This window comes from Rhizobium sp. YTU87027, from assembly GCF_050644135.1.
Taxonomy (GTDB): domain Bacteria; phylum Pseudomonadota; class Alphaproteobacteria; order Rhizobiales; family Rhizobiaceae; genus Rhizobium.
Genome location: NZ_CP098440.1, coordinates 1,674,135 through 1,687,765 on the forward strand (window position 1 = coordinate 1,674,135; position 13,631 = coordinate 1,687,765).

Here is a 13,631-nt window from a genome sequence, read left to right on the forward strand (position 1 = left end):
CATCATCTTAAGAATTGCCGTTTAGGGTGTAGACACCCGCGGATCAAGTTTCAACGTACACAATGAGTACTGGCGTTAGCACATCGACCGATAAGAACATCGTCGACAAGTCACGCAGTCACCGGAACAAGCCAGTGTCGAAGGCTGTCCGGCTGACGCGGGAGCGCCTCCAGTCGAGCCACGCCGGAAGCGGCGCATTCGATCGCGACGTGCTCGTCATGTACATCAATGCGGTCCTCCAGGGCGCATCGATCGTCCCACTCTTTGTCACGATCATCGCCGCTCTCGGCGTCTATTTCACTGAGAACACCCAGATCTTCCTGTGGGCGCTGCTGACGCTGACGGGCCATGCCACGAATGTATTTCTCGCGCGCCGGGCCAGAGGCCAGGAAATCAATGCGACGACGGCGCGCAAATGGCGCCGCGTTCTCCTGCTTGGGCAATTCATGGTCGGCTGCTGCTGGGCAGTGTTCGCCCTGCAGGACTGCACCGCCTGCGAGCCCTCAAGCTTTCTGCTCTACAAGGGCGCCACGCTGCTTATTGCGCTTTCGATCACAGCGATGTCGAATTTCATGCTGACGCCGTCGGTGCTCATTACCTTCGCACCCGTCGTTCTTGGACTGATTGCCAAGGCCGGCCTCTCCCGCGAAATGCTCGAGATCAGCCTGACGACCGTCTTCACCACGACGGTCATCCTCTTCAACTACATCAGCGACCGGCTGTTCCAGTCCAACCTCAAGATCCTCGCCTACCAGGCCGAGAAGGACGATCTGATCGCCGAGCTGGAAGTCGCAAAGTCCATGTCGGATGAAGCCCGCCGCCGGGCGGAAGAAGCAAACCTTGCAAAGTCCCGCTTCCTCGCATCCATGTCGCATGAGCTGAGAACGCCGCTTAATGCCATCCTGGGCTTCTCCGAGGTCATGTCCGCCGAGGTGATGGGGCCGCTCAACAATCCGACCTACAAGGAATATACCGGCGACATCCACCGATCGGGCGAACATCTGCTGAACCTCATCAACGAGATCCTCGATCTCTCGCGCATCGAAGCCGGCAAGTACGAGCTCAGCGAGGAGGCAATCTCGCTGCTGAACATCTCCGAAGACTGCATCGGCATGGTGCAGTTGCGAGCCCGCGGCAAGAACATCACCATCTCCCAGCAGTTCGAGCCAGAATTGCCGGCCGTCTGGGCAGACGAGAAGTCGCTGCGTCAGGTCATCCTCAACCTGCTTTCGAACGCCGTGAAGTTCACGCCGCAAGCCGGCGAAATCCACGTCAAGGTCGGCTGGACCGCAGGCGGTGGCCAATACATCTCGATCAAGGACAACGGTCCCGGGATTCCTGAAGAAGAGATCCCGGTTGTTCTTTCTGCTTTCGGCCAGGGCTCGATTGCGATCAAGAGCGCCGAACAAGGCACCGGCCTCGGCCTGCCGATTGTTCAGGCGATCCTCGCCAAGCACGACGGCCAGTTCATCCTCAAGTCGAAGCTGCGCGAAGGCACAGAAGTCATCGCCATCCTGCCCGCCAAACGTGTGCTGCAGACCGTCCCGGCCGTCGAGGATGCCCCCGCGGTTTCCCGCAGGCGCCGGAGTTTTGCATAAAAGTCTAGTCGACGATCCGGTTGAAATCCGGATCATCTTCGAAGTCCTGCAGGTCATTGTCGATGCTGGTCGGATCAGTCAAGTTTTTTAGAGCCCGTTTCGCAGCTTCGCTGAGCTCGACCGCCTTGCGCGCAGCGTGCAAGACAGCATCTCGCGCAATCCGTCGCTCATCGGGGGATGCGTCGTTCGGCAAATAGTGATGCTTTTGACCACAGGCAGCAACCATCAAGAACCAGTATTATGTGGCGACCTTCTTGACCTCGTTCACCATTTCCTCTTTCAGCCGTTCGGCCCCAGGATCAGTTAGTATTTTTTCAACGTAAAGGAACAGCGGTGAGAGATCGATGCGAGTATATAAATAGAAGAATCTAAAGCCGCTGACCAAGCCCGCGACCAGAAGAAACGGCCCCACTGCTGGCAGAATCCCGCAGACGACGATCCATCTCTGAAGATCATTACCCTTTCTGCCAGGAAATCACTAAAATCGCGAAATCGATCACCCAGCGAGTCAACCTCGGTGAGGCCGACACCAACGAGCATCGTCGTCAGCCACTCGGAGATGCGTTCGAGGTTGGTATTGGATCCGAGAAGCCGCTCTTTTCCGGCTGCAGGCAACGTCGCATTTTGATAGTCGAGCACCGCGGCCTTCGGATTTGCAGGCGTGTTTGTTGACGCCGTAGCAGCAGCTAGGGTCGCCGGATTGTCTCTCACCAAAACACGGGGGGACGGAAAACAAAAAGCCTAGGAACCCTCCGACCGCGATTCCCGCCAAAACGATGAGCGCGCCCACCCCGAAACCACCGAGAATTCCATCTGCCTGCGCCATACCCGCGCCGACAAATGCTGCCGCCGTTGCGCCCAACCCCGCTTTGAGGAGTAGGACGGCATGCCTGTTGCGTTCTGCGGCTTCGAACCGCTCGCCAAAATATTGGTCCGATTTTTCCGGTTAGGTCGCCATTGCATCCCCCACTTTCCGCCCGGGGATGGAATGGTCATATTTCGAATGCAATTGCAAGGTGTATAATGGCTATATACACAACAAAAAGCCACTGCTGGTTGCGGTGCCGTTAGCCAAACAGCAGATGCTTCCCGATCGTAAACAGCAGGAACAAACCGCACGCCGCGATCATGCAGACGACCGCGAAGGAGCCGAGATCCTTGGCGTGCTTCCCGACCATCGAGATCTCCGGCGAAATCCTGTCGATGACCTCCTCGATCGCGGTGTTCAGCGCCTCGACGGCGAAGAGCGCGAGAAACAGCACGGTCGCAATCATCATCTCCGCCAACGTGGCGCCAACGGCGATCAGGAGGATCATCGAAACCGCGAAAAACAGCAGTTCCTGCCGGAACGCGGCCTCCTTGATAAGCCGCCTGAAACCGCCCAGCGAATAGCTGGCGGCTGCAAAGAAGTGGCTGATGCCGGTGAGTTTTGTCACGGCAGGTTTCATCAAGTGCCCTCGTCGTCCTTCGATGGCGGGCCATTGCCGCCATCGGTCAGAAATTGCGAATACCGGTTCACGGTCCCCGCGGCAAGAACTCTGTCATCAACCTGTCACGAGCCTGAAGGCTCAATGCTTGTTGCTGACGCCTGCTTGCGAGAATGTTGCCATCCCGGAATGGCATGCGGCGGCTGCCTTGACGATCCCGGCCGCAAGGGCCGCGCCCGTCCCCTCGCCGAGCCGCATGCCAAGCGCCAGAAGCGGCGTCTTGCCGAGCATCTCGATTGCCCGCAAATGTCCCGGCTCGCCAGAGACATGGCCGATCAGGCAGTGATCAAGCGCTGAGGGATTGGCAGCCTTCAGGATGGCGCCGGCGGCGGTCGCGACATAGCCGTCGATCAGAACTGGGATCCGCTCGACACGCGCCGCAAGGATCGCCCCGGCCATCGCCGCAATCTCGCGCCCGCCAAGACGGCGCATGATCTCCAGCGGATCGCCCAGATGATCGCTGTGCAGCGCAACCGCTCTCTCGACGGCCGCGATCTTGCGCTCCAGCATGTCGCCTTCTGAGCCCGTACCCGGACCAACCCAATCACGCGCCGTGCCACCGTAGAGGGCGTAGTTGATCGCCGCTGCGATCGTGGTGTTGCCGATCCCCATCTCGCCGATGCAAAGAAGATCGGTGCCGCCAGCAATTGCTTCCATTCCAAACGCCATGGTCGCCGCACAGTCACGCTCGGACAATGCGGGTTCTTCGGTAATGTCGCCCGTCGGATAGTCGAGCGCCAGATCGAAGACCTTCAGACCGAGGTCATAGGCCACGCAGATCTGATTGATCGCGGCGCCGCCAGCCGCGAAATTCTCGACCATCTGCTGCGTCACGCTGGGCGGGAACGGCGTGATGCCCTGCCTGGTGACGCCGTGATTGCCGGCAAAGATCGCCACCAATGGCCGGTTGACCGCGGGCACCCTGCCCGTCCAGGCTGCGAGCCAGAAGGCGATTTCCTCGAGTCGTCCGAGCGCGCCGGGCGGCTTCGTCAACTGTGCATCGCGCTCGCGCGCGGCCGCCAGCGCCCTGGCATCCGGTCCCGGCAGATCGCGTAGAAGTGCCCGAAAATCGTCGAATGGCATGCCTGAAACGCTCATGAATGCGGTTTCCTTGTCTTGGTCGGTAACTTGTTTTTTTGCTGCAAATCAGCTTCTTTCGTCGCCACTCTCTTAAAGGCAGGCGCCGAGGCGAACAACTCCTAAAGCGCTGCATATGGTCGCGGAGTCAGGGTCAAAAATGTACATCGGAAATTATGCGACCGACCTTGCTCGTGCCGTTGCTTTCCTCAGCCGCATTCCGATGCCGTCTTTCGCCTTCGGCGGCTTCAACGGCAAGCTGGACAGAGCCTCCCGCACCTTCCCCACGGCAGGCATTTTCATTGCACTCCTGCCCGCTCTAGTCTTCCTGCTCATGCTTGGCCTGCACGCCGACCGGCTGATGTCGGCGTTCTGCGCGCTTGCCGTCCAGGCGGCACTGACCGGCGCGCTGCATGAGGACGGCATTGCCGACTGCGCCGACGGCCTCGGTGGTGGGCGCGACCGCGATCATGCGCTGTCGATCATGAAGGACAGCCGCATCGGCACCTATGGCGCGATCTCGCTGATCCTGTCGTTCGCGCTTCGAGCGGCGGCACTCGCCGCGATCGCGCGCGCAGCGCCGCCCCTGGCCGCAGCGCTTGCTATCCCGGCGATTGCCTGCATCAGCCGCGCCGCGATCGTCTGGCATTGGCATCGGCTGCCGCCGGCCAAACCCGATGGCGTCGCCGCGGCGGCCGGACAGCCGGGTGAAGGCGCGATGCATATGGCGCTCGTCTCCGGCTGCCTCTTGTCTGCTCTGATGCTCTGGCCGAGCTTCGGTCTCCTGCCCCTCGTCTGTGCCCTTCTCGCCTGTGGTTTATCCGCCATGGCCTTCACCCGCATCGTCCGTCGCAAACTGGCCGGGCACACGGGCGACACGCTTGGCGCGACCCAGCAGATTTCGGAAATCGCCGCCCTCTGCGCCCTTGCCATGGCTTTGTGAAATCTCGATATAGATTGCATGCAAACACCCTGCATCCATGTCTGCTCGATCGACCCGGGAACCGGCCTGTGCATAGGTTGCGGCCGCACGCTCCCGGAGATCGGTGGTTGGATATCCTTCTCCGACGAGGAGCGCCGGCGACTGATGACCTTGTTGCCCGCGCGACTTGCCGCGAGCGGACTGACGATACCATTACAGCCGACCACCCAGGCCGGCGCGGAGCAGCATGTATGAACCGTCTGACGATCGTCCTTGCGGTCCTTGGCCTGGGTCTCGCGGTCCTCATCTTCAGCGACGACACGAGCCGCATCTTCGGTATGCGGACCGACGATTTCGGCCGTTTTGTCTATTTGCTTCCTATCGCATTGATGCTGGCCGCGGGCATTTGGGCGCGGCGCACCAGCGCGAGCGAGACTTTGCGCAACCTGATGATCTGGCTCGTCCTGATCCTCGGCCTCGCTACCGTCTATCTCTACCGACAGGAGGCGCTTGGCGTCGGCAACCGCCTGCTCGCCGGCCTCGTGCCGGGCCGCGCCGTGGTCGTGACCACCAGCGAGGGCGGTCAGGAGGTGATCCTTCACAAGCTCCTGAACGGGCACTACGAGGCCTATGTCACGATCAACGGCCAGAGCATTTCGATGCTGGTCGATACCGGCGCCAGCATGATCGCGCTGTCCCGCCAGGATGCCGAGCGAGTGGGCATCATGCCCGACAACCTCGATTATACGATGAGCGTCATGACGGCCAATGGCCGCGCCCGTGCCGCCCACGTGACGCTCTCCGAGGTCGCGATCGGCCCGATCATCCGCCACAACGTTCCTGCCAGCGTCGCGCAGGACGGCAAGCTCGATCAGAGCCTCCTCGGCATGAGCTTCCTGTCTACTCTCGGCTCGTTGCAGATACAGACCGACGAACTTCGGATGCGCGACTGAGGCCGGCGCGCCCCGCCGATCCGCGTTTAGCTCCGCAGCCTATAGCCTGTCCGGAAGATCCAGCCCAGCGTCCCGAGGCAAAGCACGAGGAAGAGTGAGATCATCCCAAGGCTTACCAGCGGATTGACGTCGGCGATGCCAAAGAAGCTCCAGCGGAAACCGCTTACCAGATAGAGCACCGGGTTGAAGTGGCTCACCGCCTGCCAGAACGGCGGCAGCATGCTGATCGAATAGAAGCTGCCGCCAAGGAAGGTCAGCGGCGGCACGACCAGCATGGGAATGAGGTTCAACTGCTCGAAGTTGGTCGCCCAGATTCCAATCATGAAGCCGAATAGGCTGAATGTGATGGCCGTCAACAGAAAGAACAGCACCATCATCACGGGATGCTCGATCCTCACCTCCACGAAGACGTTCGCCGTCAGCAGGATGATCACCCCGATCATCAGCCCCTTTGTTGCTGCCGCCCCGACATAGCCGAGCAAAATCTCGGTCATTGCCACCGGCGCCGACAACACCTCGTAGATCGTGCCGGTGAACTTCGGAAAATAGATCCCGAAGGAGCCGTTGCTGATGCATTGGCCAAGCAGCGTCAGCATGATCAGCCCTGGCGTGATAAACGCGCCATAGGACACGCCCTCCACCTCCTGGATCCGCGAACCGATCGCCGCGCCGAAGACGATGAAATAGAGCGATGTCGAAATGACCGGCGAAACGACACTTTGCAGGAGCGTCCGGCGCGTCCGCGCCATTTCGAAGAAATAGATGGATTTGATGGCTTCGACGTTCATTTCGCTCCTCCCACGAGCGCCACGAAGATGTCTTCCAGCGAGCTCTGCTGCGTCGAAAGATCCTTGAAGTGAATGTTCTGCTCACCGAGGCGCGTCAGCAGTGTGGCAACGCTCTCCTGTTCATTCTGTGCGTCGAAATCGTAGATCAGGCGGCTGCCGTCCGCGGCGAGCGAGAGGCCGTTGCCGGCAAAACACTCCGGCAGCGCTTGTAGCGGCTCGTTCAGTTCCAGAATGAGCTGTTTGCGGCCAAGCTTCGCCATCAGGGCCGTCTTCTCTTCCACCAACAGCAGCTGCCCGCCATTGATGACACCGACGCGGTCGGCGATCTCTTCCGCCTCCTCGATGTAATGCGTGGTCAGGATGATCGTCACGCCCGCCTTGCGCAACTTCTCGACCACATGCCACATATCCTTCCGCAGCGTCACATCCACGCCCGCCGTGGGCTCGTCGAGAAACAGGATTTCCGGCTCATGCGACAGCGCCTTGGCGATGAGCACGCGCCGCTTCATGCCACCAGACAGTTGCCGCAGCATGTTGTCTTTCTTGTCCCATAGCGACAGATCGCGCAGCACCTTTTCGATATGCGCCGGATTGGGTCGCTTGCCATACAGTCCGCGCGAGAAGCTGACGGTATTCCAAACGGTCTCGAACTGGTCCGTCGTTAGCTCCTGGGGGACGAGACCGATCATGGAGCGCGTCGCCCGGAAATCCTTCACCACGTCATGACCGGCAACGATGACCGTGCCGCCACTCGGATTGGCGATACCGCAAACAATCGAGATCATCGTCGTCTTGCCAGCGCCGTTCGGCCCGAGCATTGCCAAAATCTCGCCTCGCTCGACATCGAGGTCGATGCCCTTGAGTGCCTGAAATCCGTTGGCATAGGTTTTGGTGAGATTTCGGATGGAAATGATCGGGGCCATAAAGGGCTCTTCTGACATCTGCGGCGGAAGTTGCTGGGCGCTATATAGCCGCTTCGGGTAGTTTTGACATCCCGATACAGATGAACAGAGTATTCACTTGTGTGAAAACGCGCGCGAAGAAAAAACCGTCCGGGCCTGTGGAAAACCTGGCGGCGGCAAGATGTCATCAGCCGGTGATATTTCTCATCCATAAAGACGGCGAGGCAAGCAAGCGCTCTCCGTCCCGCCGCACCCCTTGCGGAGCAGCCGTCTGAGCGATCTCGTTACGCTCCTTTTGCTTCCTCGACATGCAGTAGAGTGCATTACCAGTAGTTACATGACATGACCCGGTTGGGCGGCGCCGCCCACGCCGCGTTCGCCTTGGGGCCGGCTCTCGAGCCGGCCTTTCCTTTTCAATCGCAGTAGACCCTGCCGCTTTGGCGTGCTCGCAGATCGAAGTGGAAATGGTTCCAGTGCTCCGGATTGCTGCCCGGTCCCAGCACCGTGTTGAAATACTTGCAGCTGTCGCTGCGCACGGCCTGCAGCAGCCTGCCTTCCCGGAAAGAGAACAGCCCCTTCTTGCGCACGTCGATCGCGTGACCGCTCTTCAGGACAAACTTGCCGACGTCAATCGCGTTGCCACGGGCATGCTCAGACATCGGATTGTAGCGCTGCCGGCTGTTGTTCATACGGCGGCAGCTATATCCACCGAGCGGCTGAATGGTCTTGATGCCGGACCAGTAGCGAAAGCGAGCGGAGGGCGCGAGTTCGTTCTTGACCCATTTGGCGAAGGCGAGCGTCACCTCGCAATTCAGCGTCACCGCCGGCTGGACGCCGATATTGCCGGAAAGGCCCTGCAGGGAGATCGGATATGGCACCTGGCAGGCGGGCCCCTGCGAGATCGGCGGCTTCTCGGTATAGACGACACCCATCCGCTTCAATTCGCGACGGCAGGCAAGTTCCCGGGCCGGCATCATGCTCGGATCCACAGGAGCCGCTGGTTCGCTGATCATCGGCGCGGTCGGGTTGTTCGGTCGCAGCATGGCGACCTCCTGCTCCTCGTTCTCCTCCGGCACGCGCGCCGGGGCGACGACCGGCCTTCCATCGGTCCACACAGGCGCGCTGCCCATCCGCGCCTGTGCTGCGGGCGCCGGGATACGCGCACGGTTAAGCTGGGTCGGATTTTCGGTACCGATGCCGTCGACAACGGGCTGATCGGATTGCCCCTCGGCGATCTGCTGCTGCTCCTCGGCAAGGCCAACCACGGGCTCCGCGCCAAGTTCAGCATCCATGTTGACACCGCCCTCGGGCACGGCGAGCTGCTGCGTGCCGCCCCAGGTCGAAGGCTGGCTTCGAAGCGAGCCGGCTGCGCCTTGTGCGCCCGCCATTGCCTCGTCGCTATCGATCATCGGCAGCCGCCTAGGCTGCGCCGGCGCCTGAAGCGTTTGCGGCTGGCGCTGGACGCGGGTTTGTCCCGTTCCGGCAAGATTGGGTGTGTTGAGGTAGTCGACGGATCCGGCAGCATCGCTGACCGGCGCATTGCCAAGCGGATAGGCCTGTTCAGTTGGTGCCGTTTGCATCCGCGCCGCGGCGACGCGACGCTCGGGCGGAGAGATCGACCCCACCCGCGTACCGTTGTCCACCTCACCGGGGGGGATAAGGCCATCGGTCGAACACGTCACCAGCGCCGTTGCGAGCAACACTGGCAGCACGTACTGCCGAAGAATGGATACAAAGGCCATGCTCTCATCGCTTCCGAAGAACGGCAGGGATCTAAAACTTAGGCCGAAATTTAATGAAGAACGGTGAACGAAAGCTTACCCGGACCACCGCCATCCCCCGTTCCGAAGCGGAAACCAAGCCGGAACACACACACGCACAGGTTCATCCCAGGCGTTCGAATGTCCCGGTTTGGGCTCGTTCACATTCGACAACGCAAGTTGCCGCACGACCAACAAAACGAAATCTTAAGTCATTCCAACGATTGTAGGATTAGGCCGTCTAACGTTGGGTTGGGCATGAAATTTTTTGCTGCTTTCGCTAAAATCGCCGACCGCCTGCCATCATTCCGGCGCGAGAGCGAGGCCGCCATCGAGGCGCTCCAGCGCGCCCTCGCGGAAAAGCAGCAGCGGCTCGATCAGCAGGCAGTCGCCCTCGCCCACAGCCGCAAGATATTCGATCGCTCCTCGGAAGCCGCAAGGATCGGTGTGTGGGAATGCAGCCTGCCGGACAACAGCCTTGTCTGGACCAAGATGGTCTACGACCTCTTCGACATGCCATACCACGCCGAGCTCGATCGCTCGGAAATCTTGAAATGCTACTCCCAGGAATCGCTGGCCGAGCTCGTGCGACGGCGCAGTCGCGCGATTGAGGAGCGAAGCGGCTTTACACTCGACGCGGAGATCGTCACGCCGAAGGGCAACACCCGTTGGATCCGCATTACGGCTACAGTCGAATGTGAGGGCGATGTCCCTGTCCGCATCTTCGGCATGAAACTCGACATCACGGCCGAAAAGATGATGTTCGACCAGATCCGCTATCTTGCGGAATTCGACATCCTGACCGGCCTGCCGAACCGCGCACAGTTTCAGACTGCCCTGCAGCGCCTGCCCCGGCAGGCTGTCGGCGAAACCACCATGGCCTTGCTTCTCATCGACCTCGATGGCTTCAAGGGCATCAACGACACGTTCGGTCACCAGGCCGGCGACGAGTGCCTCAAGGAAACGGCAGAACGATTACAGGCGGCATGTAAAGGGGCAGACCTTGTGGCCCGCATTGGCGGCGATGAATTCGCGGTCATTGTCACCGGCTACGATAGCGCCGAGAGCGTCACCAAGCTCGCCGAAACGGTTATCCAAAGCCTTAACCGCTCCGTCGAACGGGATGGCTCCAGAATGCATGTCGGCGCATCCGTGGGCGTAGCCTTCTTCCATGCATCGCTGCGTTCCGACATCTTCGTTTGTGCCGACTCCGCGCTCTATAAGGCCAAGACTGACGGCAAGAACCGCTTCAAGGTGCACCAGGATCCTGCCTGCATCGGCAATCAAAAGATGGATGCTGCCTAACCCGGTTCTTATCCGTGAAAGCAGCGCCGTTCTCTCTGAAGAGTTGGCGACGTATCCTCGTCGATGAACTATAATGGGCCCGCTGCTCAGAGGTCGCTGGCGGCGCGGGCACAGGAGCAAGAGATGGCGGACAGCAAACCCTCGGTCGGCACGAACGTACGCGATATTGCCCTGTTGATCGGTCGGCTGCTGCTTGCCTGGATCTTTCTGCATGAGGGCGTTTCGCTGGCACTGAATTTTTCGGGTGCGGTCGAGATGGCCGCACAGTTCGGCTTGAGTGTTCCCCTGCTGGTCGCAACGATCGCTCTCCAGATCTGCGCCGGTCTATCCATCGCCACGGGATTTTTGACCCGCATCGGCGCTTCGGCCTTGGGTCTGTTTTGCGTGGCCACCGCCACACTCTTTCACACCAACTTCAGCGATCAGAACGAACTCCTCCATTTCGAAAAGGATTTAGCCATCGCGGGTGGCATGTTTGTGCTCGCGGCCATCGGCGCCGGCACCCTCTCGATTGACCGCTGGCTAAGGGACCGCAGCCGGTAGCATTGCAGTTTTTGCAGACGGCGACTGAGCAGTGCCCCAACCCACTAAAGACATAGCGGCAGAGCATGTCACGATGCGGTCACACTGCAGAGCGCCGTTCTTCCCGGTAGGCTCTCAAAATGGCGTCGACCGCCGTCAAGGCTTCAACGGCATTCGTCTGGTAATTGGTGACCGATAGACGCATAACCTGCCTACTGCGCCATGTTGCTCCGCCGGCAAACAGGACGCCTTCCCGCTGCAAGGCACCGATCACTCGGCTCGTCAGATCATCGGTCTGTTCGGGCGGCAAGTCCGCTCCGAAGCGCACGATCACCTGGTTGAGCTGGACATCGTTGCCGATCGCAATTCCAGGCTCCGTTGCGAGTGCTCGCGCCACGCCTGCCGCGGCGTCACACGCTCCATCGACAACAGCTTCGATGCCGCTGCGCCCCAGATGTCGGATCATCGCCCATGTCGCGAAGCCTCGCGCGCGGCGTGACAGTTCCGGCACATAATGCGAAGGGTCACGCTCGCCCTCGCTGGCAAGCGGCAGATAGCTCGCCGAAATCGTCATGGCCCGCCGATGCGCGAGCTCGTCGCGCACGATCGCATAGCCGCAATCATAGGGCGTCTGAAGCCATTTATGCCCATCGGTCGCCCAACTGTCAGCCTGCTCGACACCGGCGGTCAAATGGCGTCGCCGTGCGGAAGTCTGGGCCCAGAGGCCGAATGCTCCATCGACATGCACCCACGCGCCCTTCGATTTGGCGATGGGGATCAGCCTGCAGAAATCATCGCAGGCGCCCGTATTGATTTGCCCAGCCTGGAGGATGGCGATGCACGGCCCGGTAACCTCGCTGGCAGCCTGCTCAAACGCGGTCGGCAGGATGCGCCCCTGATCGTCCGTCGCAATCCGCACCACGCGGTCGTGGCCGAGACCGAGAAACTGCAAGGCGGAGAACACAGTCGTATGCGCGTCATCGCCAATCAGCACTGTGATCGGCGGCGCTCCGAACAGCCCTTTGGCGTCGGCGTCCCAGCCGGCCCGCAGCAGCACCTCGCCACGGGCAGCCGCAAGGCAAGTGAAATTCGCCACGGTCGCGCCTGTGACAAAGCCCACTGAGGAGCCTGCGGGAAGGTCTAGCAGTTGAAGCAGCCAGCGTGCCCCTACGGCTTCGACGGCCGCAGCTGAGGGCGACACGGTGTGGTTACCGGCATTCTGCCCCCACGCGCTCGTCAGGAAATCCGCGGCAACGCCCATGGGATGAGAGCCGCCAATGACCCAGCCGAAGAAGCGCGCCCCTGTCATCAAATGCAACCCAGGTTCCGCCGTTGCCACCAGCTCGTCGAGTACGTCGATCATCGGCGCCGACAGTTCAGGCAGCGGGGCGCCAAACGCTTCCACGGCGGCGTCATAGTCACGCAAAGGACGATGGAGACGGTTGTTCGTCGTCTCGCGAAAACGAGCCGCATGAGCAGCGGCAATCGAGAACAATTCCATGGTGCTCACCGCATCCGCCTCCCCGCCATGCCGTGCGCCTCCCGAATTCGCACACGACATCGCTGTCAAAGCCTGTGGCGACGGAGAATAACCTGAACCTTACGCCCGTGCCAGCACGGCGCCATAACGCGCAATAGTGGCGCCCGAGAACATCAGCACCCGCCGCGACACGTAGTCTGGCCAAGGTCATCGCTGGATAAACGAGCCGCATCGCGCTTCTCGTTACCGTACAACTCGTTCATGATTTTGGCGACTTCAATGGCGTGGCCTTCTGTCAGGCCATGCAATATCTGCCCGCCGAAGGATGCAGGCTCTTCAGTCTCGTTGTCCCACACCATCCAGAGGTCGAGCGGGTCGCAAATGACATCATAACGTTGATCGGAACTACACATGGGTAAATTGCCTTAAGAACCCCTACCCGCTTAAGCCCCTGACTCTTAACGTGCTCTTGCTTCGAAATGACCAATTAGCGCGAGCGATTTCTTGTCCTGATGATCGGGAAGCCCAGAAAATACCAGGACAAGGCTGTTCCAAGGCCCACCGGCGCGATCGCACCGATATTGCCGCCGCGCAAAAGGCAAGCCAGAAGTCCCGCGACCACCCCAACGATCACCAGATCGATCAGGCACGGCCGTGACTCGGATGATGATTTCTCTCCCATGATATCGGCTTAGGTCATCCGCCGAGGTTGCAAAAGGCCTCACGTCCCTAACGCTTAACAAAGTCTGAATATCAGTTGCGACGCCTCACTGGGAGACGTCCGGGGTGCCGATTTGATACATCCACCGGCGCAGGCAAGGGATAAATCTGACGCAC

Annotated in this window: 15 protein-coding genes; 6 read left to right on the forward strand and 9 right to left on the reverse strand. The window is 60.5% G+C overall.

What is annotated here, in order from left to right; translation table 11 throughout:
* Positions 1–62: 62 nt before the first annotated feature.
* Positions 63–1,598, forward strand: coding sequence for a sensor histidine kinase (locus NBG89_RS08475; protein WP_431322443.1), 1,536 nt, complete (start codon positions 63–65; stop codon positions 1,596–1,598).
* A gap of 4 nt (positions 1,599–1,602) precedes the next feature.
* Here NBG89_RS08475 and NBG89_RS08480 read toward each other — a convergent pair whose 3' ends face one another.
* From NBG89_RS08480 to cobT, 4 genes are all read right to left on the reverse strand, one after another.
* Positions 1,603–1,740, reverse strand: coding sequence for a hypothetical protein (locus NBG89_RS08480; protein WP_431322444.1), 138 nt, complete (start codon positions 1,738–1,740; stop codon positions 1,603–1,605).
* A gap of 161 nt (positions 1,741–1,901) precedes the next feature.
* A complete protein-coding gene (locus tag NBG89_RS08485; protein ID WP_431322445.1) occupies positions 1,902–2,237 on the reverse strand; it encodes a hypothetical protein in 336 nt (111 codons plus the stop codon).
* Between the two features lie 428 nt (positions 2,238–2,665).
* Positions 2,666–3,046 carry a diacylglycerol kinase gene (locus tag NBG89_RS08490; RefSeq protein ID WP_088694341.1) on the reverse strand — a complete coding sequence of 127 codons (381 nt, stop codon included), beginning with the start codon at positions 3,044–3,046 and terminating at the stop codon, positions 2,666–2,668.
* Between the two features lie 120 nt (positions 3,047–3,166).
* Positions 3,167–4,183 carry a nicotinate-nucleotide--dimethylbenzimidazole phosphoribosyltransferase gene (cobT, locus tag NBG89_RS08495; protein WP_431322446.1) on the reverse strand — a complete coding sequence of 339 codons (1,017 nt, stop codon included), beginning with the start codon at positions 4,181–4,183 and terminating at the stop codon, positions 3,167–3,169.
* Between the two features lie 139 nt (positions 4,184–4,322).
* Here cobT and NBG89_RS08500 point away from each other — a divergent pair, with 139 nt between their 5' ends.
* Genes NBG89_RS08500 through NBG89_RS08510 form a run of 3 tightly spaced genes read left to right on the forward strand, consistent with a single transcriptional unit; the run spans position 4,323 to position 6,037 of the window.
* Complete coding sequence (locus NBG89_RS08500; RefSeq protein WP_431322447.1) at positions 4,323–5,105, forward strand: adenosylcobinamide-GDP ribazoletransferase; 783 nt, start codon at positions 4,323–4,325, stop codon at positions 5,103–5,105.
* 18 nt (positions 5,106–5,123) lie between these two features.
* On the forward strand, positions 5,124–5,339 hold the full coding sequence (locus NBG89_RS08505) for a DUF1289 domain-containing protein (protein ID WP_431322448.1): 216 nt from the start codon (positions 5,124–5,126) through the stop codon (positions 5,337–5,339).
* Positions 5,336–6,037: a TIGR02281 family clan AA aspartic protease gene (locus NBG89_RS08510; protein WP_431322449.1), complete on the forward strand. Its 702-nt coding sequence runs from the start codon at positions 5,336–5,338 to the stop codon at positions 6,035–6,037. Before NBG89_RS08505 ends, NBG89_RS08510 begins: the two co-directional genes overlap by 4 nt.
* 26 nt (positions 6,038–6,063) lie before the next feature.
* Here the strand turns inward: NBG89_RS08510 and NBG89_RS08515 are convergent, their stop codons facing one another.
* From NBG89_RS08515 to NBG89_RS08525, 3 genes are all read right to left on the reverse strand, one after another.
* A complete protein-coding gene (locus NBG89_RS08515; RefSeq protein ID WP_088694346.1) occupies positions 6,064–6,825 on the reverse strand; it encodes an ABC transporter permease in 762 nt (253 codons plus the stop codon).
* A complete protein-coding gene (locus NBG89_RS08520; RefSeq protein WP_431322450.1) occupies positions 6,822–7,748 on the reverse strand; it encodes an ABC transporter ATP-binding protein in 927 nt (308 codons plus the stop codon). The genes NBG89_RS08515 and NBG89_RS08520 overlap by 4 nt, the downstream gene beginning before the upstream one ends.
* Positions 7,749–8,140: 392 nt before the next feature.
* Positions 8,141–9,469 (reverse strand): extensin family protein, encoded by a 1,329-nt coding sequence (locus tag NBG89_RS08525; protein ID WP_431322451.1) that lies wholly within the window; start codon positions 9,467–9,469, stop codon positions 8,141–8,143.
* 276 nt (positions 9,470–9,745) lie between these two features.
* Here NBG89_RS08525 and NBG89_RS08530 point away from each other — a divergent pair, with 276 nt between their 5' ends.
* Together NBG89_RS08530 and NBG89_RS08535 are read left to right on the forward strand one after the other, a co-directional pair.
* Positions 9,746–10,792 carry a diguanylate cyclase domain-containing protein gene (locus tag NBG89_RS08530; RefSeq protein ID WP_431322452.1) on the forward strand — a complete coding sequence of 349 codons (1,047 nt, stop codon included), beginning with the start codon at positions 9,746–9,748 and terminating at the stop codon, positions 10,790–10,792.
* A gap of 123 nt (positions 10,793–10,915) precedes the next feature.
* A complete protein-coding gene (locus tag NBG89_RS08535) occupies positions 10,916–11,335 on the forward strand; it encodes a DoxX family protein (RefSeq protein ID WP_431322453.1) in 420 nt (139 codons plus the stop codon).
* A gap of 79 nt (positions 11,336–11,414) precedes the next feature.
* Here NBG89_RS08535 and NBG89_RS08540 read toward each other — a convergent pair whose 3' ends face one another.
* Both NBG89_RS08540 and NBG89_RS08545 read right to left on the reverse strand, forming a co-directional pair.
* Positions 11,415–12,824 (reverse strand): pyridoxal phosphate-dependent decarboxylase family protein, encoded by a 1,410-nt coding sequence (locus NBG89_RS08540; RefSeq protein ID WP_431322454.1) that lies wholly within the window; start codon positions 12,822–12,824, stop codon positions 11,415–11,417.
* A 143-nt stretch (positions 12,825–12,967) separates the two neighbouring features.
* Positions 12,968–13,207 carry a hypothetical protein gene (locus NBG89_RS08545; protein WP_431322455.1) on the reverse strand — a complete coding sequence of 80 codons (240 nt, stop codon included), beginning with the start codon at positions 13,205–13,207 and terminating at the stop codon, positions 12,968–12,970.
* Between the last annotated feature and the right edge of the window lie 424 nt (positions 13,208–13,631).